The organism is Citrobacter sp. RHBSTW-00887, assembly GCF_013728095.1.
GTDB classification, from domain to species: Bacteria; Pseudomonadota; Gammaproteobacteria; order Enterobacterales; family Enterobacteriaceae; genus Citrobacter; species Citrobacter braakii.
On the sequence record NZ_CP056267.1, the window covers coordinates 3,656,167 to 3,678,476 of the forward strand.

Consider the following 22,310-nt stretch of genomic DNA (forward strand, 5'->3'; position numbering starts at 1 on the left):
CAATAACAACCATTGGAGCACAGAATTCAGCGGTATCACAGTGCTTCGAATTATTCATGCGGTTGGTCACAACAGGCGTGCGTCTGAGCTGCTGTCCAGGCTCAGGCGCACGCCACCCTACACAATTCCAATTACCAGCCTTTATCCGATGGAGTACACATGAAGAAAATAAGTTTAACGAAGATGATCATATTAGGCCTGATACTCGGCATGATTGCCGGGGTGGCCATAAATAATATGGCCGCGGCTGAAACCGCAAAATCCTATGCAGCAGATATTTCTATTTTTACCACCATATTCTTACGCATGGTAAAAATGATTATCGCGCCATTGGTTATTTCAACTCTGGTTGTTGGTATTGCCAAAATGGGCGATGCCAAAACGCTGGGACGTATATTTTCGAAAACCTTCTTCCTGTTTATTTGCGCCTCTCTGGTGTCAATTGCACTGGGTCTGGTTATCGTTAACATCTTCCAGCCAGGCGCGGGGATCAACTTCGTGCCACATGACGTCGGGGCTGTTGCCGCCGTTAAGTCAGAGCCATTCACGCTGAAAGTGTTTATCTCGCACGCGGTACCGACCAGTATTGTCGATGCGATGGCGCGTAACGAAATTCTGCAGATCGTGGTGTTCTCAATTTTCCTCGGTTGCAGCCTGGCCGCGATTGGTGAAAAAGCCGAGCCTATCGTGAAGGTTCTGGATTCACTGGTACACGTGATGCTGAAGCTGACGGGCTACGTCATGCTGTTTGCACCATTGACCGTTTTTGCCGCTATTTCTGGTCTGATTGCCGAACGTGGTCTGGGTGTAATGGTCAGCGCCGGGATCTTCATGGGTGAATTCTATCTGACCCTGGGTATGCTGTGGGCAATCCTGATTGGCCTGTCAACCATGATAGTCGGGCCTTGCATCGCGCGTTTGACCAAATCAATCCTCGAGCCTGCACTGCTGGCCTTTACTACCTCCAGCTCAGAAGCCGCCTTCCCTGGCACCCTGGACAAGCTGGAAAAATTCGGCGTTTCTTCAAAAATCGCCAGCTTCGTTCTGCCTATCGGTTACTCCTTTAACCTGGTCGGCTCCATGGCGTACTGCTCATTTGCCACCGTCTTTATTGCTCAGGCGTGCAACATTGAGCTGAGCATGGGCGAGCAAATTACCATGCTGTTAATCCTGATGCTGACCTCTAAAGGGATGGCGGGCGTACCGCGTGCATCAATGGTGGTTATCGCCGCAACCCTGAACCAGTTCAACATTCCTGAAGCCGGTCTGATCCTGTTGATGGGCGTCGATCCGTTCCTCGATATGGGTCGTTCTGCTACCAACGTCATGAGTAACGCAATGGGTGCTGCCATTGTAGGTCGCTGGGAAGGTGAACACTTCGGCCAGGGTTGTCGTGGCACTGCACCAGTGAAGACCCCGGAACAAGAACGTCCGGTTACCGAAACAGAAGTCGCGTTGTCCTGATACGACGTTATTGCCGGATGGCGCTTGCGCTTATCCGGCCTGCATAACGTTTCACTATCCGTTGGCCGGATAAGGCGGTACACCGCCATCCGGCACCATGATGAGTACACCAACAGGATTGCACCATGACTAAAACTCTTCTCGGCGTGAGTATTTTTTCCTTCAGCGTTTTGTTCAGCGCAACGACTCTCGCGCAAACCACGCCGGATTACGCAAAGCTTATCGACCAGGCACATCAAAAATATAAAAGTAACCACGATGGAAAAGTCGCCGACTACATCCCTGCTCTGGCGACCTACAGTCCGAATAACTTTGCCATAACCATTGCCACGGTGGACGGCAAGATCTACCAGGTTGGCGATGTTAACAAACCCTTCCCCATGGAATCCCTGAGCAAAGTCTTCACCATGGCGCTCGCCATGGAACAGCACGGCCCTCAGGTGGTGCTGGACAAACTCGGGGCCAATGCCACTGGCATGCCCTTCAACTCCGGTTTAGCGGTTGAGCTGACCAAAGGCGCACCTGAGAACCCGCTGGTAAACGCCGGGGCGATGAGCACCGTTAGCCTGATTGAAGCCAAAGACAAAACCGATCGCTGGAACAAAATCCTCGACAACCTGAACGTCTGGGCCGACGCCACGCTCACGGTTAATGAGCCGGTCTTTAAATCCGAGATGGAAACCAACCAGCACAATCAGGCACTGGCGAAGCTGATGGAGTCCTATAACAGCTTCTATGGCAATACCGACGAAGCTGTCGAAATTTATACCCGTCAGTGCTCGGTGGATATCACCGTTGAGCAACTGGCCAAAATGGGGGCGGTACTGGCGAACAAAGGCAAATCTCCATTCAACGGCAAGCAGTTGCTGAATGAAAAATATGTTCCGCAGGTGCTGGCAGAAATGGCGATTGCCGGACTATACGACGGCAGCGGTAAATGGCTCTACACCGTGGGCATCCCGGCAAAAAGCGGCGTCGGCGGCGGCATGGTCGCCGTTGTCCCGGGCGAATATGCGATTGCCGTCTATTCTCCGCCGCTGGATGAAGCCGGTAACAGCGTTCGCGCCCAGAAAACGATCGAATATGTCGCCGAAGCGACAAAAGCCAATGTCTTTTTAGCGCATTAAGCAATTACGGATGGCGTGAGCGCCATCCGACATATTAACTAAAAGGTGAGATGTAAACATGTCTAAACCATTTGTCTGGCAGGAACTCTTTGTTCAGAGTAAAGATAATACCGAATATGAATTACTGAGTAACCAGCACGTTGCGGTAACGGAGTTAGACGGAGAGGAAGTGATTAAGGTTGCGCCAGAAGCGCTAACCTTATTAGCCCAGCAGGCATTTTATGAGGCTTCATTTTTCCTGCGCGCCGGACATTTAAAACAGATAGCCAGCATTCTGCACGATCCGCAGGCCAGCAGTAACGATAAGTACGTCGCATTGCAACTGCTACGCAATGCTGAGGTTTCGGCCAAAGGCGTCCTGCCCAACTGCCAGGATACCGGGACGGCAACCATTGTGGCCTGCAAAGGACAGCATGTCTGGACTGGCGGCGATGACGCAGAAGCATTAAGCAAAGGCGTGTACACCACCTTCACCGAAAACAACCTGCGTTACTCGCAAAATGCCCCGCTGGACATGTATACCGAGGTCAATACCCAGACTAACCTGCCGGCGCAAATCGACATCAGCGCCACGCCGGGTAACGAATACCGTTTCCTGTTCGTCAACAAAGGCGGCGGCTCTGCTAACAAAGCGGCGCTGTTCCAGGAAACCAAATCTATTCTGCAGCCGGAAAAGCTCACCGCGTTTCTGATCGAAAAAATGAAATCACTGGGTACAGCCGCCTGCCCGCCGTATCACATCGCTTTCGTCGTTGGAGGCTTGTCCGCCGACCAGACGCTGAAAGTTGCTAAACTGGCTTCAACTAAATATTACGATAACCTGCCCACCAGCGGGAACGAACTGGGTCAGGCATTCCGCGATACGGCGCTGGAAGCCGAGCTGCTTAACGCCAGCCGCGAGTTTGGCATCGGTGCGCAGTTTGGCGGCAAATACTTTGCCCACGATATCCGGGTGATCCGCCTGCCACGCCACGGCGGCTCCTGCCCTATCGCCATGGCTCTCTCCTGCTCAGCCGACCGCAACATCAAGGCCAAAATCAACAAACACGGAATCTGGCTGGAAAAACTCGAGCATAATCCGGGCAAATTTATTCCCGATTCGCAGCGGGTGGAAAATGGCGCTCAGACCGTACAACTGGATCTGAATCGTCCGCTGCGCGAGATCCTGCAGGATCTCACCACTCTGCCAATTGGGACGCGTTTATCGTTAAACGGCCCGATTGTTGTGGCTCGCGATATCGCGCATGCCAAAATCAAAGAGCGCCTGGATAACGGCGAACCGATGCCAGATTACATGAAAAACCATATCGTCTATTACGCGGGCCCGGCTAAAACCCCCAGTAATCTGGCCTGCGGTTCGCTCGGTCCTACAACCGGCGGGCGCATGGACGGTTACGTCGATGCTTTCCAGGCCGCGGGCGGCAGTCTGATCATGTTGTCGAAAGGCAACCGCAGCGCGCAAGTCACGGATGCGTGTCGCAAACATGGTGGTTTTAACCTCGGCAGCATTGGCGGCGCCGCAGCCTTGTTGGCGCAGCAGTACGTGAAGAGCCTGCACTGCCTTGAATATCCCGAGCTGGGAATGGAAGCGGTGTGGATGATGGAAGTTAAAAATATGCCGGCCTTCGTATTAGTGGATGACAAAGGCAATAACTTCTTTAGCCAGTTTGAGCAGCAGCATCGCTGCGCAACCTGTCCGGCAGGACATTAAGGAGTCACCATGGAAGCGCGAGCCAATAATGACAGACACCGCCAGCGTCAGCAGAAACTGAAAGAACAGGTTGATACCCGCGTGGCGGCAGCAACGGAGAAGAAAGGGATCCTGATTGTCTTCACCGGCAACGGTAAAGGAAAATCCACCGCAGCCCTTGGTACGGCAACGCGCGCGGTTGGTCACGGAAAAACCGTTGGCATCGCGCAGTTTATTAAAGGCCAGTGGGATAATGGCGAGTACAACACGCTGCAACCGCTCGGTGTCGAATTTCATATTATGGGCACCGGATTTACCTGGGAAACCCAAAATCGGCAAGCGGATATCGAGGCGGCAACGTTAGTCTGGCAGGAAAGTAAGCGCATGCTGGCTGATCCGCAGTACGATCTGGTGGTGTTGGATGAGCTTACTTACATGCTGGCTTACCACTATCTGGACACCCAGGAGGTTATCAGCGCCATCGAAAATCGCCCTGCGGAGCAAAGCGTCATCGTGACCGGGCGCGGATGCCATGCGCTGCTACTGGAACTGGCCGATACGGTCAGTGAAATTCGCCCGGTCAAGCACGCGTTTGACCGCGGGATTCAGGCACAGATTGGAATCGACTGGTAGCCGTTCTTTTGCCGGATAACGATGCTAACGCGTCTTATCCGGCCTACCAATCGTTGTAGGCCTGATAAAGCGCAAACCACCATCAGGCAGCCGACACCACGGACTTACTGAGCAACCAGTTACGAAATGTCTGTAAATGCGCAGACTCCGATTTCTCTTCACGCCACGTCATAATGAAACGGTTCCCGGTGCGCATCGGAACATCGCAAGGAATGACCATATCTCCATTGTCCAGATCGTGCTGAATGGCAAAACGAGGAAGCAGCGCAACCCCCAGATTAGAACGGACCGCCGCAATCAACATCGACAACAGATCAAATCTCGGGCCTTTATTTACCAGCGGGCTGCTGACGTTGGACAGCGCAAACCATTCCTGCCAGCCTTTGATTCGCGTACTCTGGTGCAACAGCGGGTATTCGTTCAGCAGTTCGTGGACTGACAGTTTCCGTTCCGGTTCGGCCAGCAGACAGCGGCTGCAAACTGGCAGAATTTCCTCTTCAAACAGGTACTCAACCTCTGACCACGGTGAGTAGAAATCTTCGCGCATAATTGCCGCATCATACTCACGATTAAGAAAATCACCGATATTCGCCAGCGAATGGATGTTCACGATAATATCAGGATTGAGTTTGTTAAACTCGCGCAGGTTGGGGATCAACCAATGCGTACTGAACGTCGGATTTACCGCCAGCTCAATAACCTGTACGGTCGGTTGCCAGGTCATTATTGTGGTCGTATCGCGCTCGAGTTTATTTAACGTTTCTTTAACGATACTTAAATAATGTTTGCCGGCCGCATTTAAAAAAATACGTTTTTTGGCATGATTAAATAGCGCGGTATTAAGAAAATCCTCCAGTGCATTCACCTGGCGGAAAACAGCACTTTGTGTTAACGCCAACTCTTCAGCTGCCCGGGTATAACTTTCGTGACGCGCAACCACTTCAAAAGTTACCAGCAACTCCGTCTTGGGTATTTTTCCTCTCATAACCTCTTCCATATGCAGCGTACAAAAATAGTTTAATTTATAAAAAATAATTCAAGGCACCCAGATAAGCACCGAGAGTTATATTTTATTTTCTCCATTGATGTCATTGATCCAATCCATGATTTGCTCACACTGATGGCGGATAAATATTAACCAATAATACTCAAGCACAACAATAAACACAATTTAAATAAGGTTAAACCTAAGTAAATAGTGCCAATAAGTTCTTAATAATTTTTCAAGTCTTCTTGTTTATTGCAGAAAAAACTTTGCGAGATTAATCAATATTATCCATGCGCTAATCCTGGATAATTTCACGTTATAACTTACGGGCAAACGACTGCTTTTAATCATTTATTGATGTCGTTTGTGCCATTTTTTGACAGACGTGATAAAGGACACATTGTGAAAACTTTCGGAAAGGTCTGGCTCGTTGGAGCAGGTCCTGGTGATATTTCATTACTGACCCTCAAAGCAATGATGTGCATTAAACAGGCCGACGTCATTATTTACGATCGGCTGGTCAATCCTAAAATTTTGGAATGGGCATTACCTGACTGCCTGCTTATCAATGTCGGCAAAAATCCAGGCTTCCATTGCGTTCCCCAGGATGAAATCAACGCACTACTGGTCCAGTATGCCCAAACACACCACAACATTGTGCGCCTCAAAGGTGGCGATCCGTATGTATTTGGCCGTGGGGCTGAAGAAGTTGAGGATCTGGTTGAAATGGGCATCCCTTTTGAAGTTGTACCGGGTATTAGTTCTACGATTGGCGGCCTGACCTATGCCGGTATCCCGGTGACGCATCGCGATTTTGCCTCCGGCTTTCACGTGGTGACTGGCCACACGCGGGAAGGCAATCAGCAGCAGGACTGGCGTCAACTGGCGAAACTTAACGGCACGTTGGTCATCGTCATGGGTATCGCCAATCTGGCGTTTATCTGTGAAGAGCTGTTGATGGGCGGAAAATCAGCAGACACGCCCGCCGCGCTAATTATGTCTGCGACCCGGGAAAATCAACGCCGCCTGACCTGCACGCTCGGTTCATTATTGAGCAAGGCGCAGGAAGCTAATATTGTTCCACCGGCGCTGATTGTAATCGGAGATGTGGTGACCCTGAGCGATCGGCTCTCTTTTATACCTGAAGCCATCACGCTGCCAGACAATCTTTACTGCGAAAGTCTGGCGTGACGAAAAGACTGGGGCGACGTTTGATGCGCCGCCCGGAAAACGCGGCAAAAGTAACTGGTTTGCGCGTATTGCAGTTTCCTGGCAATACTGTCTATGGAATGATCCGGATCGTGTAATAACTCCCCTGCTTTTTGCATTTTTTTCTGACTCACCCAGGTTTTAAAATTAACACCCTGGCGTTTCTTGAAAAAACGGCTGAAATAGTTCGCGCTTAAGCACACATGAGCCGCGACAGAATCCAAAGACAATTCACCATACAAATTCTCGTCAATATAACGCAGCGCCGCCATAAGTTTTTTCTCGTGACGTGAAGGCTCAGTGAAATAATGATGAGCGTATCGGGTTGCCGGAACTACAATCTTCTCAGAGATCAATTGTTCTTTCTCAAAATTATCAACAATAAAACTTAACAAATTTGCCGACGCCACCAGCACATTATTATCCACCATCGCAGACTGGCCCCACTCAGCTTTAATTTCGGGGTTATTAATCCATGAGTTTTTGTTATCAATAGCGATAGTTTCATATTCCTGATATTTTACCCGCACCTGCCCGCAAATAATAAAACCGTAAAGGTGTCCCTCATGAATTAATGGCATCGAGAACAGGCTTAGCCCTGCATGACAGGTGAGTATTCTGGGTTTAAGCTGTTTTAATGCCTCAAAAGCACAGTACTTGTCGCACTTTTGGCAACCTGCTCGATAGCGCTCATCCGCACGCATTAATGTGCAAAACGAATTAAAATTATGACATTTAGACAACGCTATACCGTTAATATCAACGACGACTGTGGCTAACCCAGTGGCTCGGGAGAAGAGTTCTGCGATAGAGAAAAAACGGTGTAAATAGTCATCCTGGATTTTCAGCGGCACGTTATCCTCCGGCATTAATAATATTAAGGCCGCTAATATGCAAAAATTAGCCTCAGGAAAGAATGATGCTCACCGCAAAAAATAATCTCATTTGTGCAGATGATTATGATCAATTGGCAAGAAAATTATAGCGACCACGATAATACTCTGCAGCACACCGCAACTTCGCTTTCTCAAAGATTAACGAATCTTCACACTCTCTTGTGAGACTCTTTTCGCAACACTCAACACCTAACTTCATTATTTTCAACAAATTACCCGTTTTTAATGTGAATCGATGATGTGTTTATTTGTGATAATCATCATGTGAATGTGAAAGGCCCTCCTGAATAATATGTTCAGTTAGCAAACAATCTGAACGGAGTTGATCCATGGCCGTCACCACAGGCGTTATCGCCGACGATTTTACCGGCGCAACGGACATTGCAAGCTTTATGGCGCAGCAGGGGTGGCGCGTCGCGCTTCTGCCCGGTATGCCCGATACCGCGCAATGCTGGAATGAAGAGGTTGACGCTATCGTCATCTCGCTGAAAAGCCGCTCATTACCCGCAGAACAGGCCGTCGCCCAATCCCTGTCCTGTGCCCGCTGGCTGAAACAAAATGCAGGTGTCCGCCAGATTTATTTTAAATATTGTTCGACGTTTGACTCCACGCCAACAGGCAATATTGGCCCGGTCAGCGATGCATTGATGAACGACCTGCAGGTTCCGCTGATCGTCCACTGCCCCGCTCTGCCGCAAAACGGACGCACGGTGGTGCATGGTCATCTTTTTGTACACGGTGTACTGCTTAACGAATCCGGGATGGAAAAGCATCCGCTCAATCCAATGAACGATGCCAGCCTGCCGCGCCTGCTGAGCGCGCAAACGCCAGGCGCGGTTGGTTGCATCAACCTCACGACCCTACGTCAAGGTGTGGAAGCGGTCACTTACGCCCTGGCCCAACTTCAGGCTGAAGGTACGCGTCACGTTATCGTCGATACGCTGGATGAAGCAGATCTCAACACGCTGGCGCAAGCTCTCCATGCCAGCCCTCTGTTAGCCGGGGGCTCCGGGCTCGGCGGCGCGCTGGCCGCCTACAGCGGAGGCCAGCAATCCATGCCGCCGGACTCTTTTCCACTGCCTGCCAAAACGGTGGTGTTCTCCGGTAGCTGTTCGGCAATGAGCAATCGTCAGGTTAATCGCTATAAGGCCGCGGCAGCGTCTCGTTTGCTTGATGTGTCCCGCTGCCTGTCTGATGCCGAACGCTACACCGATGAACTGAGCGCCTGGGCGATGACGCATATCAGCGACCCATTAGCGCCACTGATATACGCCACCCAGCCGCCAGACGTACTCAAACGTATTCAACAGGAGCACGGCGAACAGGTCGCCAGCCAGGCAATCGAACACGCTTTTGCCCGGCTGAGCACAAAGCTACGAACTGCGGGTGTAAACACCTTTATCGTCGCGGGCGGAGAAACCTCCGGCACCGTTGTGGAAGCCTTGCAGGTGAAGCGTCTGTCCGTCGGCAAAGCCATTGCGCCAGGCGTGCCGTGGGTATTTTCCTCCGGTCTGGCGCTGGCGCTGAAGTCAGGCAACTTTGGTGACGATGATTTCTTTTTTACTGCCCAGGAGTACGCATTATGAATTCGGTGAGTGAACACCAACTGCGCGAACTACTCGTCCACTATGGCCGTTCCCTGTTTATGCGCGGTTACAGCAGCGGCGGTTCCGGCAATCTTAGCGTCAAAATGCCGGATGGCGGCTATCTGGTGACCCCAACCAACTCTTGTCTGGGCGAGCTTGATCCTGCCACGCTAAGTCGGCTGGATGCCAACGGCGTTCATCTTAGCGGTGACAAACCCTCAAAAGAGGTGCCCATGCATCTGGCGTGGTATCGACATCGGCCATCCTGCGGCGCGGTCGTGCACCTGCATTCTCCATGGCTGACCGCGCTCTCCTGCCTGCCGTGCGCCACGCCGAAAAACTGCCTGCCGCCGTTAACGCCGTACTATGTGATGCGCGTCGGGCAGTTACCGCTGCTGCCCTATTTCAAGCCTGGCCATGAAGGCATTGCCAGCGCACTGAGTGAAATCGCGGCAGACCATACGGCCGCGCTGCTGGCCAATCACGGGCCGGTAGTAAGCGGTCGCTCGCTGCGTGAGGCGGTGTTTAACGCCGAAGAACTGGAAGACAGCGCCCGCATCTGGCTGACATTAAAACCGCTTGGCTATGTTCCGCTCTCAGAAGAAGCGGTGGCCGAACTTGAACATTCCCGGCAAGCGTGAGGTGACATAATGATCCCCGAGCAACGACGTGATTTTATCTACCGCTACGTGCACGAAAAAAATGCCGCCTCATTTAATGAACTGGCAGATTTGATGAGCGTATCGCATATGACCGTGCGTCGCGACATCCAGTTGCTGGAAGAAGAAGGCAAAGTTATCGCCATTAACGGCGGAGTGAAGCTCAATAACCTGCTGAAATCCGAGCTGCCATGGCGGGAAAAAGCCGAGTTGAATCATGACGTGAAACGTAAAATGGGCCAGCTCGCCGCCATGCTCATTGAGCCCGGACAAACGCTGTATCTGGATGCCGGAACGTCGTTGTTTGAAGTGGCAAAAGCGGTCGCCGCCAGCCATTGTTTCAATCTGACGGTAGTAACCAACGATTTTTCCATCAGCCACTATCTGATGGATATGCCGCACATAACGCTCTATCACACCGGTGGTCTGGTGGATCAGCGTAACCGCTCATGCCTTGGAAAAAGCGCCGCCAGTTTTCTGCGCACCATTAATATTGACGTGGCGTTTCTGAGCTCCTCATCGTGGGATACCGAACGCGGCATGTCGACGCCGAGCGAAGGGAAAGCCTCGGTTAAAGAAGCGGTACTCACCGTTTCCCGGCGTCGGGTGCTGGTCTGCGACAGCAGTAAGTTTGGCAAATACGGCATGTTCCATATCTGTGGGCTGGAACAGTTAACCGACATTATTTCTGATAACCGGTTACCGGAAAACGCCCAGCAAACGCTTGCCAGCCAGGGCGTTAAGCTGCATCTGGTTGATAACCGGGAGGGTGCGCGCCATGCTGAAGTTAGCGGCTAACCTCGACTGGTTGTTTACAGATTTACCGATAGCGGCGCGATTTGCTGCGGCGCAGGCGGCTGGTTTTCGCGGCGTTGAAGGGCTATTTCTCTGGCAGCACCCGCTGGCGCATTTGCATGCTGCACAGCGGGAAACATCCCTGCCGGTGGTGCTGATGAACGCACCGGCGGGTAACTGGGCACAAGGTGAGCGGGGACTGGCCGCGCAGCCCGGTCGAGACCAGGAATTTCACCATAGCCTCAACGTGGCGCGTGATTACGCCACGGCGCTGGGCTGTCGTCGGATTCACGTTATGGCCGGTTCGCGCTGCGACGATCTGACGCTTCACGCTCAGCGCACTCTCCTGACCAACCGGCTGCGTATCGCCTGCGATATGATGGCTGAAGCGGAAATCGATGTGCTGATTGAACCGTTAAATTCGCAGGATATGCCCGGTTATTTTATTGACAGCTTTCCGTTGGCCGAATCTATTATTCAAGAGGTTGGCAAGAAAAACATAGGTTTACAGTTTGATATTTACCACTGTCAGAAAATTCATGGCAATGTGGCAAAAAATATTGAACGCTACTTCACCTTAATTAAACATTTTCAAATTGCTTCTGTCCCCTATCGCCATGAACCGGGAACAGGTGAATTAAATGAAGCATGGCTATTCGATTTTATTAGAAAAATGAATTACCAGGGCTGGATTGGCTGTGAATATCAACCGTCAACGTCAGGGCCCGACTCATTAAACTGGATAACGCCTTACCTATAATTTAAATATCTCTGTACCGGAGGAAAATATGTCGGATACTGTTATTATTTCGCTGGCACCCGTTGCCGCGGATTGCCCCAGAGTTATACCCGCAGAACTGGCGCAGGAAATACTCGCCAGCGTAGAGCATGGCGCGTCCATCGTGCATTTACACGTTCGCGATAAACAGGGTCGCCTGACGCCGGATACCACCGATTTTCAGGCGACCATTGATAACGTCATGCGCCATTCAGACCTGATTATTCAGGCGTCTACCGGCGGCGTCTCTTCAATGTCCATCGCCGAACGCTGCGCGCCACTCTCCTGTCCCGGCGTAGAGATGGCTTCGCTGAACGTCGGTTCCGTCAACCTCGGAGATGCGGTGTACTTTAATCCCGGTCCGGACGTGGAATATTGCTCCCGGCAAATAGTTGAGCGCAATATTATTCCAGAATTTGAAGTTTTTGAAATTGGCATGATTAATAACATCCTGAACCTTGAAGATAAAATAAAATTCCAAAAACCCATGCTCTTTAATATCGTCCTCGGCCATCGCGGCAGTACGCCAGCAACCATTGATGCTTTAATTGCTCTGCGTAGCATGATCCCGCGCGATGCCTTATGGGGTATTACTCATTTTGGCAGAAAGAACTTCGATATTATTGCCGCCGCCGTCGGCATGGGGGCCAGTGAAGTACGAATCGGCTTTGAGGATAGCTATTATTTAAGTGCTGAAGAAAAAGCACAGCATAATTACCAGCAGGTTGCCAAACTCGCCACGCTCATTCGCAGCATGGATAAAAAAGTCGCCACGCCAGAAATTGCGCGGCACATGTTATCTATTCCATCCCGGCAGCAATAACAACAGCAAGGACATTTCAACATGACTATGACCACTGTTATTCACAAAACCGGACTCGGTATCAGCGTTGCGGGCGCGGCGCTGGCGATTATCGGTGCGCTAATCCAGTCCGCGGCGCTCTGGCAGCCAGGGCTGGTGATGTTCACCGCCGGATTCGCCGCCGGTGCAGGCTACTGGCCGGGTCTACGCAGCTATCAGTTTACGCTATGGATCATCGCCGGGTTTGTCGCCGCCATGACCTGGTCTACGGATCTGATCGTCTGGGGCGGTTTCAATATCACCCATAAATGGATCGTATTCCTCGTCATTCAGGCCACCATGTTTAGCATGGGCACTAAGCTAACGATCCAGGATTTTATTGACGTCGCCAAAATGCCGTGGGCGGTGTTTATTGGCACCTTCTGCCACTTCGTTATCATGCCTCTGCTCGGCCTGAGCATTACGCTTATCTTTAACTTTCCGCCTGAGGTGGCGGTCGGGATTCTGCTGATTGGCGCCTGCCCAAGCGGACTCTCCTCTACCGTCATGGTCTATATCGCGAACGCCAACCTGGCGCTGGCGGTCTCGATCGCCGCAGTCTCAACGCTGGCGGCGACGGTGATGACGCCGCTGTGGGTTAATCTGCTGGCGGGGTCGATGATCGATATCCAGCTCACCGCGATGGTAATGGATGTGGTGAAAATCGTATTGATCCCCATCGGCGCGGCAATTCTGCATGACTATCTGAAAACCTATGCGGGCGTGCGCGGACGCCGTGTCGTCCAGATGCTGGCCGGGATCGGCGCTCTTTGGCTGCTGTATATGATTGCTGGCGGCTGGGACACGCTGTTTGGTCACGCCAGCGCCGATGCGCAAATGTACGCGGTGGTGCTCAACTTCGTGGCAGGCGGTCTCGTCTGGGCATTGTTCTACAACTGGCTGTATGGCCGCGTGGCGGGCGTGAAGAAAATCATGCCGACCATCTCAATGATGGGGATCATTTTCTTTACGACCACCGCAGCCGCAGCCGGGCGCGAGAACCTGGTGCAGGTCGGCTTCCTGCTCTGCTTCGCCATGTTGATGCATAACCTCGGCGGCTTCCTGATTGGCTATCTGATGAGCCGCTGGATCTTCCGCATGGACGTACAGTCTGCCCGCACCGTAGCCTTTGAAGTCGGCCTGCAAAACGGCGGCATGGCGTCCGGGCTTGCCGCAGCGATGGGCAAACTGGCAACGGTTGGCCTGGCCTCGGCGGTGATGACTCCGCTTGGTAACGTCAGCGGCTCGCTGCTCGCGAACTACTGGCGCAAGAAAGACGCCAGACAGGCGCAGGCCGCCGCAGCCAAAGATCCCGTTCAACCCGCTTGCGAAAATCTGTCAAAAGGATAATCACGATGACAACTCTCACTCTGGGGCATGCCCTGCGCGCCGTGGCCTCTGCGCTCGACCTTGCCGAAACATGTTACGCAAAACGCCCGTTAAGCGTGGCCGTATGCGATGCCAATGGCGAACTACTCAGCTTTGCGCGGATGGATAACGCCAAACTGTTAACCATCGAGTTAACCCAGCGCAAAGCACGCACCAGTAGCCGTCTGGGCTGCACCACGCAGGCATTTTTACAGCGCCTGCAGAAAGAGCAACTGGATATCGGTTATTTTGCCGACCCGCTGTTTACGGCACTGCCGGGCGGTATCCCGATTCTGCACCAAGGAAAATGCCTTGGGGCCGTCGCGGTAGGCGGTTTATCCGCGCAGGAAGATCATGATGCGGCGCTGGCCGTCGCGGAAACGTTACTTAAGGAGATTGCCCAATGAAAAAGGTCGCCATGCTGCATACCAGTGCCGCCACGCTTACGATGATGCAACAGCTGATTGCCGACATCATGCCGGATGTTGAAGTCATGCACCTGGTGGAAGAATCCATGATCAAGCAGGTAATGAAGGCCCAGGGCGTGACGCCCAATATTGCCGCCCGCATCGCCGACTATGTGCATATTGCCGAAAAGGCGGACTGCGATATTTTTATTACCGCCTGCTCCTCAATTGGTACTGCGGTGGAGCAATGCCAGTTTATGACCCCACTGCAGCTCGTGCGCATTGATTGCGCAATGGTGGAAGAGGCGATTGAAAAAGGTGAGCGGATCGCCGTACTGGCGACAGTGGCAACCACGCTGAAGCCAACGCTGGATTACGTACAGCGCAAAGTGCAGCAGAGCGGTAAATCGCGAACCATCACGCCTATATTAATGGAGGAGGCATTCCACGCGCTGCTGGCGGGAGATATGGATACCCATGACCGTATCGTCAGTGAAGGGTTACAGAGCGCCTTTACCCAGGCAGATGTTGTGATGCTGGCGCAGGCCTCGATGGCGCGCGTTTTACAGCAGCTCCCTTCCCCGCCGGTGCCGGTAATGACCTCGCCGGAAAGCGGAATTCGCTGGTTGAAAACACTGGCTGAAAGCTGAATTACAGGCCAAAAAAAGGCCATCATCAGATGGCCAACCATGTCGAAACGGGACCAGCCCTTGACTATGCAGAGAGTCAGGGCTGTTTTTTTTCTTACTTAATCACTGTTTTCAGCGCTTCGCCGATATCGGCCAGGCTACGAACGGTTTTCACGCCAGCGGCTTCCAGCGCAGCGAATTTCTCATCCGCCGTACCTTTACCACCTGCGATGATCGCACCAGCATGACCCATACGTTTACCTTTCGGCGCAGTCACACCCGCGATGTAACCCACAACCGGCTTGGTCACATGATCTTTAATGTACGCCGCCGCTTCTTCTTCCGCGCTACCGCCGATCTCACCGATCATGACGATCGCTTCGGTCTGCGGATCTTCCTGGAACAGCTTCAGGATATCGATGAAGTTAGAGCCAGGGATCGGGTCGCCGCCGATACCCACACAGGTAGACTGACCAAAACCGTAGTCGGTGGTCTGCTTAACCGCTTCATAGGTCAGCGTACCAGAACGAGAAACGATACCGACTTTACCAGGCTTGTGAATATGACCCGGCATGATGCCGATTTTACATTCGCCAGGGGTGATAACACCTGGGCAGTTCGGGCCGATCATGCGCACGCCCGCTTCATCCAGCTTCACTTTCACGGTCAGCATATCCAGCGTTGGGATACCTTCGGTGATGGTGATGATAAGCTTGATGCCTGCATCAATAGCTTCCAGGATGGAGTCTTTGCAGAACGGAGCCGGAACGTAGATAACGGTGGCGGTTGCGCCGGTCGCTTCTACTGCTTCACGTACGGTGTTGAACACCGGCAGACCCAGATGCGTGGTGCCGCCTTTGCCCGGCGTAACACCGCCGACCATTTGCGTACCGTAAGCAATCGCTTGTTCAGAGTGGAATGTCCCCTGGCTACCGGTGAAGCCCTGGCAGATAACCTTGGTATCTTTATTAATTAAAACTGACATTATTTCCCCTCCACTGCGGCAACAACCTGCTGAGCTGCATCCGTCAGACTTTTCGCTGCAATAATATTCAGGCCGCTATCAGCCAATTTTTTCGCGCCGAGTTCAGCGTTGTTACCTTCAAGACGTACCACGACCGGAACGTTAACGCCCACTTCTGCTACCGCGCCGATGATACCGTCCGCGATCAGGTCGCAGCGTACGATACCGCCGAAGATGTTAACCAGTACGGCTTTAACATTGTCGTCAGAGAGGATAATTTTGAACGCTTCGGTTACACGCTCTTTGGTCGCACCGCCGCCAACGTCAAGGAAGTTAGCCGGTTCGCCGCCGTGCAGTTTAACGATGTCCATGGTGCCCATTGCCAGGCCCGCGCCGTTAACCATACAACCGATGTTGCCGTCCAGAGCGACGTAGTTCAGTTCCCACTGTGCAGCCTGTGCTTCACGCGGATCTTCCTGAGACTGATCGCGCATTTCACGCAAGTCAGCCTGGCGGAACAGCGCGTTGCCGTCAGCGCCCAGTTTGCCGTCGAGGCAGATCAGATCACCCTGCTTGGTCACCACCAGCGGGTTGATTTCGATCAGCGCCAGATCGCGCTCAAGGAAGATAGTCGCCAGACCCATGAAGATCTTGGTGAACTGCTGAACCTGTTTACCTTCCAGACCCAGTTTGAACGCCAGTTCACGACCCTGATAAGGCATCGGACCGGCCAGCGGATCGAGCGCTACTTTGTGGATCAGGTGCGGCGTTTCTTCAGCCACTTTTTCAATTTCCACGCCGCCTTCGGTAGAGGCCATGAAGACCACGCGACGGGAACTACGGTCAACAACTGCGCCGAGGTAAAGTTCTTTACCAATGTCGGTCGCTGCTTCAACCAGAATCTGATTTACCGGTTGACCATGGGCGTCTGTCTGGTAAGTGACCAGACGTTTACCCAGCCAGTGTTCAGCAAAAGCACGAATGTCTTCTTTGCTGTTCACAACCTTCACACCGCCCGCTTTACCACGGCCACCAGCGTGAACCTGACATTTCACTACCCACGGGCCTGCGCCGATTTTAGATGCAGCTTCTTCAGCTTCACGCGGAGTAGTACAGGCATAACCCACCGGTGCCGGTAAGCCATAGCGGGCAAAAAGTTGTTTTGCCTGATATTCATGTAAGTTCATGTGTTCTGTCCATCCTTCAGGTAATCGTTATCTTTTACCCGTAGGCCTGATAAGCCTCCAGACCTACGGGGCAGGTGATACTCTTATTTACTACACGTCCAGCAGCAGACGCGTCGGATCTTCCAGCAACTCTTTAATGGTTACCAGGAAGCCTACTGACTCACGACCATCGATCAAACGGTGGTCATAAGACAGCGCCAGATACATCATCGGCAGGATTTCAACCTTGCCGTCTACGGCCATCGGACGATCTTTGATGGCATGCATACCCAGGATGGCGCTCTGCGGTGGGTTGATGATCGGGGTAGACATCAGGGAACCGAACACGCCACCGTTAGTGATGGTGAAGTTACCGCCCGTCAGATCGTCGACCGTCAGCTTGCCGTCGCGACCTTTAACTGCCAGCTCTTTAATATTTTTCTCGATGTCAGCCATACCCAGCAGATCCACATCACGCAGGACCGGCGTGACCAGGCCACGCGGCGTGGAGACCGCCATGCTGACATCAAAGTAGTTGTGGTAAACCACGTCATCACCGTCGATGGACGCGTTCACTTCCGGATAGCGTTTCAGCGCTTCAACAACCGCTTTCACGTAGAAAGACATAAAGCCCAGACGGATACCGTGACGTTTCTCGAACGCGTCACCGTACTGCTTACGCAGATCCATGATTGGCTTCATGTTGACTTCGTTGAACGTGGTCAGCATGGCGGTGGAGTTTTTCGCTTCCAGCAGACGCTCAGCTACGCGTTTGCGCAGACGGGTCATCGGAACACGTTTTTCGCCACGAGCGCCCAGTTGAGCCTGTGGTGCAGGCGCGGCGGCCGGCGCTTTGGCTTCTGCTTTCGCAGCCGGCGCTTTGGCCAGATGCTTTTCAACATCTTCACGCGTGATACGACCACCGACGCCGGTGCCATTGATGGCGCTGGCTTCGAGGTTATGCTCACCCAGCAGGCGGCGGATCGCCGGGCTCAGGGCATCGTTGTTCTGTTCAGCAAGAGACGCCTGCTGGCGTTGTGCCGGAGTAGAATCTTTCTCTTCAGACTTGGCGCTGGTCTCTTTGCCAGAGCTGTTGCCTTCACGCAGGCGACCGAGGATCTGGCGAGAAGTGACGGTTGTCCCTTCATCTTCCAGAACCGCATCAAGAATACCGTCCGCTGATGCCGGTACTTCCAGTACCACTTTGTCAGTTTCGATTTCTACCAGTACTTCATCACGACGTACTGCATCGCCCGGTTTTTTGTGCCAGGTTGCAACCGTTGCATCCGCTACGGATTCAGGCAGGTCGGGAACAAGAATATCTACGCTACTCATTATTTATCCTTTATTTAATCGACGTTCAGCGCGTCATTAACCAGATCTTGTTGCTGCTTCTGGTGAACGGACATATATCCTACTGCCGGAGAGGCAGAGGCCGGGCGACCTGCATAACGCAGAGCTGACCCAAATGGAATTACTTCACGGAAATGATGCTGGCTGCAGTACCATGCGCCCTGGTTGAGCGGTTCTTCCTGGCACCAGACAAAATCATGTACATGAGCAAACGGTTTCAGCGCTTCCTGCACCGCTTTATGCGGGAACGGATAGAGCTGTTCGATACGCACAATGGCGACATCTTTTTGGTCGTTCTTGCGGCGTTGCTCCAACAGGTCGTAATAAACCTTACCAGAACACATCACGACACGCTTCACGCCTTTAGGATCAAGTTCATCTACTTCGCCAATGGCTGGCAGGAAGGTGCCATTTGCCAGTTCGTCCAGCGTGGACACCGCCAGCGGATGACGCAGCAGCGACTTCGGTGACATCACTACCAGCGGACGACGCATTCCGCGCAGCGCCTGACGACGCAGCATGTGGTAAACCTGTGCCGGGGTAGACGGGACGCAAACCTGCATGTTTTGCTCAGCGCAAAGTTGCAGATAACGTTCCAGACGCGCGGAGGAGTGCTCCGGGCCCTGACCTTCATAGCCGTGTGGCAGCAGCATAACCAGACCGCACATACGGCCCCATTTCTGCTCGCCGGAAGAGATGAACTGGTCGATAACCACCTGCGCACCGTTGGCGAAGTCACCGAACTGCGCTTCCCAGATAGTCAGGGTGCGCGGTTCTGCCGTGGCATAACCGTACTCGAATGCCAGCACCGCTTCTTCAGACAGCACGGAGTCCCATACGCGGAACGTGCCCTGGCCGTTATGCACATGCTGCAGCGGAGTGTACGTTGAACCATTCGCCTGGTTATGAATCACCGCATGACGGTGGAAGAAAGTTCCGCGGCCAGAGTCTTCACCCGACAGACGTACCGGAATACCTTCATCAACCAGCGTGGCGTAAGCCAGATTCTCTGCGCCACCCCAGTCGAACAGCTTCTCGCCTGCGGCCATGGCCTGACGGTCGCCGTAAATTTTGGCAACACGCGACTGCATTTCCACCGCTTCAGGCACGGTGCTGATGCGTTTTGCCAGCTCCTGCAGACGCTTCATCTCAACTTTGTTCGGGTAGTTTTCATCCCACTCGTGGTTGAGGTACGGCGACCAGGTGAAGGAGTGCATATTCATTGGACGCCACTCTTTCACCACGCATTCGCCTGCGTCCAGCGCGTCACGATACAGATTGACCATTTCGGTCGCATCTTCCAGCGTAGCGACGTTGTCCGCTTCCAGCTTGTCAGCGTAGATTTTGCGCGGGGTCGGATGCTTTTTGATTTTCTGATACATCAACGGCTGGGTTGCGCTTGGCTCGTCGGCTTCGTTGTGGCCGTGACGGCGGTAGCACACCAGATCGATGAAGACATCGCGTTTAAAGGTATTACGGAAATCCAGTGCCAGACGCGTTACGAAAGCGACCGCTTCCGGATCATCCGCGTTCACGTGGAAAATCGGCGCCTGAACCATCTTACCGATGTCGGTGCAGTATGGTGTAGAACGTGCATCTAGCGGGTTAGAGGTGGTGAAGCCCACCTGGTTGTTGATAACGATGCGAACGGTACCGCCCACTTCGTAACCACGCGCTTTCGACATGTTCAGGGTTTCCTGAACCACGCCTTGCCCGGTTACTGCCGCATCACCATGAATAGTGATTGGCAGCACTTTATTGCTGCTCGGCTCGTCCAGACGATCCAAGCGTGCACGTACGGAACCGATAACCACCGGGCTGACGATTTCCAGGTGCGACGGGTTAAACGCCAGCGCCAGATGCACCAGACCGCCTTCGGTTTCGATATCTGATGAGAAGCCCATGTGGTACTTCACGTCACCGGTACCGAGGTGTTCTTTATGTTTGCCCGCAAATTCGTCGAATAGATCCTGCGGCTTTTTACCCAGCACGTTAACCAGGACGTTCAGACGACCACGGTGCGCCATACCCAGTACCACTTCACGGGTACCGCTGTTACCGGCGTGGCGGATCATCTCTTTGAGCATTGGGATTAACGCATCACCGCCTTCCAGTGAGAAGCGTTTCGCGCCCGGGAACTTCGCGCCCAGGTAGCGTTCCAGACCTTCCGCTGCGGTCAGTTCGCTGAGGAAGCGTTTCTTCTCTTCACTACTGAACGCAGTACGACCAGACTCGATACGCTGCTGAAGCCAGCGTTTTTCTTCGGTGCTGGTGATGTGCATATACTCGGCGCCAATCGGGCCGCAGTAGGTTTGTTTCAGCGCGACAACCAGGTCGCTCAGCTTCATCGTGTCTTTGCCACCGGCAAAAGAACCCACGTTAAAGCTTTCCTGGAAATCCGCATCGGTCAGATCGTGGAAGGAGGGATCCAGATCGGCCACATTTTCTTGCTGCCACAGTCCCAGCGGATCGAGATTCGCATGCTGATGACCGCGGAAACGATAGGCGTTAATGAGCTGCAGGACTTTAACCTGCTTCACATTGGCATCAGGGTCGGAAATAGAAGAAGAGTAACGTGGGGTAATCAACGCCTGTCGACGGAAATAATCACGTGTTTTTGAGTGGAGTTGATCCGGTTTGACTCCGGTACCAGGTAACTGCTGGAACGTCGAACGCCAGTTAGCATCTACCGAGTCAGGGTCGGTTAAGAAGTCTTCATAGAGCTGTTCTATCCAGCTCTGGTTAGAACCAGAGAGGTAAGAAGAGTCCAACCAGGCTTTCAAAGCGCTGTTCTGCATCGTGATCCCTTAAGCATTTGTATGCTTATTTCGCCGTGGATACTACCACGCACACCGATGTGCGTGCCGGGGTTCACTTGTTGCGGACTGTCGTGTCATCTGCGTCCGCTAAGGAACCTTTAAAAACTGTCTAATAATCGTCGTCGTTCAGGCTGCGATTATTGCTATCAATGTGGCAGTTTTTAGAGGTTTCCCTGCACGGCCGGGGAATCTCTTCCCCGGCAACTACAACTACTTATGCACTACGTTTGAGCAGCATCGACTTAATATGACCGATGGCGCGCGTCGGGTTCAGCCCTTTAGGACATACGCTGACGCAGTTCATGATGCTATGACAGCGGAATACGCTGAAAGCGTCACTTAACCCTTCCAGACGGCTGTCGGTCTCGGTATCGCGGCTATCAATTAAGAAGCGATACGCGGCCAACAGGCCTGCCGGGCCAATAAACTTGTCCGGGTTCCACCAGAATGATGGGCAGGACGTTGAGCAGCATGCACACAAAATACATTCATACAGCCCATCGAGCTTCTCACGCTGCTCTGGCATTTGTAAATGCTCACGAGCCGGAGGATTTTTCCCATTATTCAACAAGTAAGGCTTAATCTTCTCATACTGTGCGTAGAATTGCCCCATGTCTACCACCAAATCGCGCACAACCGGTAAACCTGGCAGCGGGCGAATGACAATTTTCTTGCCCGGCTGATTCAGCGCAGAAATAGGTGTGATACAGGCCAGTCCATTTTTGCCGTTCATGTTCAGACCGTCGGAGCCGCAAACCCCTTCACGGCATGAGCGACGAAACGACAGCGACGGATCTTTTTCTTTCAGCTGCATCAACGCATCCAGCAGCATCATGTCGCGCCCTTCTTCCGCCTCCAGGGTGTAATCCTGCATGCGCGGAGCGTCATCAACATCCGGGTTATAGCGATAAACTGAAAACTCGAGTTTCATTGTCCTG

Annotated in this window: 19 protein-coding genes and 1 pseudogene; 13 read left to right on the top strand and 7 right to left on the bottom strand. The window is 52.8% G+C overall.

All coding sequences use genetic code 11. The features are described 5' to 3' along the window. Positions 1 to 159: 159 nt before the first annotated feature. The 4 genes and pseudogenes from HV314_RS17555 to cobO all read left to right on the top strand — a co-directional run. Positions 160 to 1,441, top strand: a pseudogene (locus tag HV314_RS17555) (dicarboxylate/amino acid:cation symporter); the annotation flags it as partial. A gap of 148 nt (positions 1,442 to 1,589) precedes the next feature. Further along, complete coding sequence (gene glsA / locus HV314_RS17560; protein WP_016152301.1) at positions 1,590 to 2,591, top strand: glutaminase A; 1,002 nt, start codon at positions 1,590 to 1,592, stop codon at positions 2,589 to 2,591. Positions 2,592 to 2,649: 58 nt separating this feature from the next. Further along, the gene (locus HV314_RS17565) at positions 2,650 to 4,302 is read left to right on the top strand and encodes a class I fumarate hydratase (RefSeq protein WP_016152300.1); all 1,653 of its coding nucleotides are present in this window, start codon (positions 2,650 to 2,652) and stop codon (positions 4,300 to 4,302) included. Between the two features lie 9 nt (positions 4,303 to 4,311). Then, positions 4,312 to 4,914, top strand: coding sequence for a cob(I)yrinic acid a,c-diamide adenosyltransferase (gene cobO / locus HV314_RS17570; RefSeq protein ID WP_181546312.1), 603 nt, complete (start codon positions 4,312 to 4,314; stop codon positions 4,912 to 4,914). A gap of 82 nt (positions 4,915 to 4,996) precedes the next feature. Here the strand turns inward: cobO and HV314_RS17575 are convergent, their stop codons facing one another. Further along, the gene (locus HV314_RS17575) at positions 4,997 to 5,899 is read right to left on the bottom strand and encodes a LysR substrate-binding domain-containing protein (protein WP_047359471.1); all 903 of its coding nucleotides are present in this window, start codon (positions 5,897 to 5,899) and stop codon (positions 4,997 to 4,999) included. A gap of 405 nt (positions 5,900 to 6,304) precedes the next feature. Between HV314_RS17575 and cobA the strand changes: the two genes are divergently transcribed. Then, entirely contained in the window at positions 6,305 to 7,093 is a 789-nt protein-coding gene (gene cobA, locus HV314_RS17580) for a uroporphyrinogen-III C-methyltransferase (RefSeq protein WP_019076302.1), read from the top strand. Here the strand turns inward: cobA and HV314_RS17585 are convergent. After that, the gene (locus HV314_RS17585) at positions 7,072 to 7,965 is read right to left on the bottom strand and encodes a PocR ligand-binding domain-containing protein (RefSeq protein ID WP_181546314.1); all 894 of its coding nucleotides are present in this window, start codon (positions 7,963 to 7,965) and stop codon (positions 7,072 to 7,074) included. The genes cobA and HV314_RS17585 overlap by 22 nt on opposite strands. A gap of 371 nt (positions 7,966 to 8,336) precedes the next feature. Here HV314_RS17585 and otnK point away from each other — a divergent pair, with 371 nt between their 5' ends. Genes otnK through HV314_RS17625 form a run of 8 tightly spaced genes read left to right on the top strand, consistent with a single transcriptional unit; the run spans position 8,337 to position 15,091 of the window. Next, positions 8,337 to 9,593: a 3-oxo-tetronate kinase gene (gene otnK, locus HV314_RS17590; RefSeq protein ID WP_046274720.1), complete on the top strand. Its 1,257-nt coding sequence runs from the start codon at positions 8,337 to 8,339 to the stop codon at positions 9,591 to 9,593. Continuing rightward, positions 9,590 to 10,234: a 3-oxo-tetronate 4-phosphate decarboxylase gene (gene otnC, locus HV314_RS17595; RefSeq protein WP_053389804.1), complete on the top strand. Its 645-nt coding sequence runs from the start codon at positions 9,590 to 9,592 to the stop codon at positions 10,232 to 10,234. Before otnK ends, otnC begins: the two co-directional genes overlap by 4 nt. A 9-nt stretch (positions 10,235 to 10,243) precedes the next feature. Further along, positions 10,244 to 11,050, top strand: coding sequence for a DeoR/GlpR family DNA-binding transcription regulator (locus HV314_RS17600; protein ID WP_046274719.1), 807 nt, complete (start codon positions 10,244 to 10,246; stop codon positions 11,048 to 11,050). Continuing rightward, positions 11,031 to 11,807 (top strand): hydroxypyruvate isomerase family protein, encoded by a 777-nt coding sequence (locus HV314_RS17605; RefSeq protein WP_181546316.1) that lies wholly within the window; start codon positions 11,031 to 11,033, stop codon positions 11,805 to 11,807. The genes HV314_RS17600 and HV314_RS17605 overlap by 20 nt, the downstream gene beginning before the upstream one ends. A 28-nt stretch (positions 11,808 to 11,835) precedes the next feature. Beyond that, on the top strand, positions 11,836 to 12,648 hold the full coding sequence (locus HV314_RS17610; protein ID WP_016152291.1) for a 3-keto-5-aminohexanoate cleavage protein: 813 nt from the start codon (positions 11,836 to 11,838) through the stop codon (positions 12,646 to 12,648). Between the two features lie 21 nt (positions 12,649 to 12,669). Then, a complete protein-coding gene (locus HV314_RS17615) occupies positions 12,670 to 14,016 on the top strand; it encodes a bile acid:sodium symporter family protein (protein WP_181546318.1) in 1,347 nt (448 codons plus the stop codon). 5 nt (positions 14,017 to 14,021) lie between these two features. Next, positions 14,022 to 14,441 carry a GlcG/HbpS family heme-binding protein gene (locus HV314_RS17620; protein ID WP_016152289.1) on the top strand — a complete coding sequence of 140 codons (420 nt, stop codon included), beginning with the start codon at positions 14,022 to 14,024 and terminating at the stop codon, positions 14,439 to 14,441. Next, a complete protein-coding gene (locus HV314_RS17625; RefSeq protein ID WP_181546320.1) occupies positions 14,438 to 15,091 on the top strand; it encodes an aspartate/glutamate racemase family protein in 654 nt (217 codons plus the stop codon). The genes HV314_RS17620 and HV314_RS17625 overlap by 4 nt, the downstream gene beginning before the upstream one ends. A 94-nt stretch (positions 15,092 to 15,185) precedes the next feature. Here HV314_RS17625 and sucD read toward each other — a convergent pair whose 3' ends face one another. From sucD to sdhB, 5 genes are all read right to left on the bottom strand, one after another. Next, positions 15,186 to 16,055: a succinate--CoA ligase subunit alpha gene (gene sucD, locus HV314_RS17630; protein ID WP_003022929.1), complete on the bottom strand. Its 870-nt coding sequence runs from the start codon at positions 16,053 to 16,055 to the stop codon at positions 15,186 to 15,188. Beyond that, entirely contained in the window at positions 16,055 to 17,221 is a 1,167-nt protein-coding gene (sucC, locus tag HV314_RS17635) for an ADP-forming succinate--CoA ligase subunit beta (protein ID WP_003022927.1), read from the bottom strand. Before sucC ends, sucD begins: the two co-directional genes overlap by 1 nt. Before the next feature lie 90 nt (positions 17,222 to 17,311). Next, positions 17,312 to 18,535, bottom strand: coding sequence for a 2-oxoglutarate dehydrogenase complex dihydrolipoyllysine-residue succinyltransferase (gene odhB, locus HV314_RS17640; RefSeq protein ID WP_016156001.1), 1,224 nt, complete (start codon positions 18,533 to 18,535; stop codon positions 17,312 to 17,314). Positions 18,536 to 18,549: 14 nt separating this feature from the next. Beyond that, entirely contained in the window at positions 18,550 to 21,351 is a 2,802-nt protein-coding gene (sucA, locus tag HV314_RS17645) for a 2-oxoglutarate dehydrogenase E1 component (RefSeq protein WP_016152283.1), read from the bottom strand. Positions 21,352 to 21,586: 235 nt separating this feature from the next. Next, the gene (gene sdhB, locus HV314_RS17650; protein WP_003022921.1) at positions 21,587 to 22,303 is read right to left on the bottom strand and encodes a succinate dehydrogenase iron-sulfur subunit SdhB; all 717 of its coding nucleotides are present in this window, start codon (positions 22,301 to 22,303) and stop codon (positions 21,587 to 21,589) included. Positions 22,304 to 22,310: the final 7 nt, after the last annotated feature.

Coding starts and splice junctions, on each gene's coding strand:
- HV314_RS17625 (WP_181546320.1), top strand. CDS start 14,438: ATGAAAAAGGTCGCCATGCTGCATACCAGTGCCGCCACGCTTACGATG.
- glsA (WP_016152301.1), top strand. CDS start 1,590: ATGACTAAAACTCTTCTCGGCGTGAGTATTTTTTCCTTCAGCGTTTTG.
- sdhB (WP_003022921.1), bottom strand. CDS start 22,303: ATGAAACTCGAGTTTTCAGTTTATCGCTATAACCCGGATGTTGATGAC.
- HV314_RS17620 (WP_016152289.1), top strand. CDS start 14,022: ATGACAACTCTCACTCTGGGGCATGCCCTGCGCGCCGTGGCCTCTGCG.
- HV314_RS17575 (WP_047359471.1), bottom strand. CDS start 5,899: ATGAGAGGAAAAATACCCAAGACGGAGTTGCTGGTAACTTTTGAAGTG.
- sucC (WP_003022927.1), bottom strand. CDS start 17,221: ATGAACTTACATGAATATCAGGCAAAACAACTTTTTGCCCGCTATGGC.
- HV314_RS17615 (WP_181546318.1), top strand. CDS start 12,670: ATGACTATGACCACTGTTATTCACAAAACCGGACTCGGTATCAGCGTT.
- sucA (WP_016152283.1), bottom strand. CDS start 21,351: ATGCAGAACAGCGCTTTGAAAGCCTGGTTGGACTCTTCTTACCTCTCT.
- HV314_RS17610 (WP_016152291.1), top strand. CDS start 11,836: ATGTCGGATACTGTTATTATTTCGCTGGCACCCGTTGCCGCGGATTGC.
- sucD (WP_003022929.1), bottom strand. CDS start 16,055: ATGTCAGTTTTAATTAATAAAGATACCAAGGTTATCTGCCAGGGCTTC.
- odhB (WP_016156001.1), bottom strand. CDS start 18,535: ATGAGTAGCGTAGATATTCTTGTTCCCGACCTGCCTGAATCCGTAGCG.
- HV314_RS17600 (WP_046274719.1), top strand. CDS start 10,244: ATGATCCCCGAGCAACGACGTGATTTTATCTACCGCTACGTGCACGAA.
- otnC (WP_053389804.1), top strand. CDS start 9,590: ATGAATTCGGTGAGTGAACACCAACTGCGCGAACTACTCGTCCACTAT.
- HV314_RS17565 (WP_016152300.1), top strand. CDS start 2,650: ATGTCTAAACCATTTGTCTGGCAGGAACTCTTTGTTCAGAGTAAAGAT.
- HV314_RS17605 (WP_181546316.1), top strand. CDS start 11,031: ATGCTGAAGTTAGCGGCTAACCTCGACTGGTTGTTTACAGATTTACCG.
- otnK (WP_046274720.1), top strand. CDS start 8,337: ATGGCCGTCACCACAGGCGTTATCGCCGACGATTTTACCGGCGCAACG.
- cobO (WP_181546312.1), top strand. CDS start 4,312: ATGGAAGCGCGAGCCAATAATGACAGACACCGCCAGCGTCAGCAGAAA.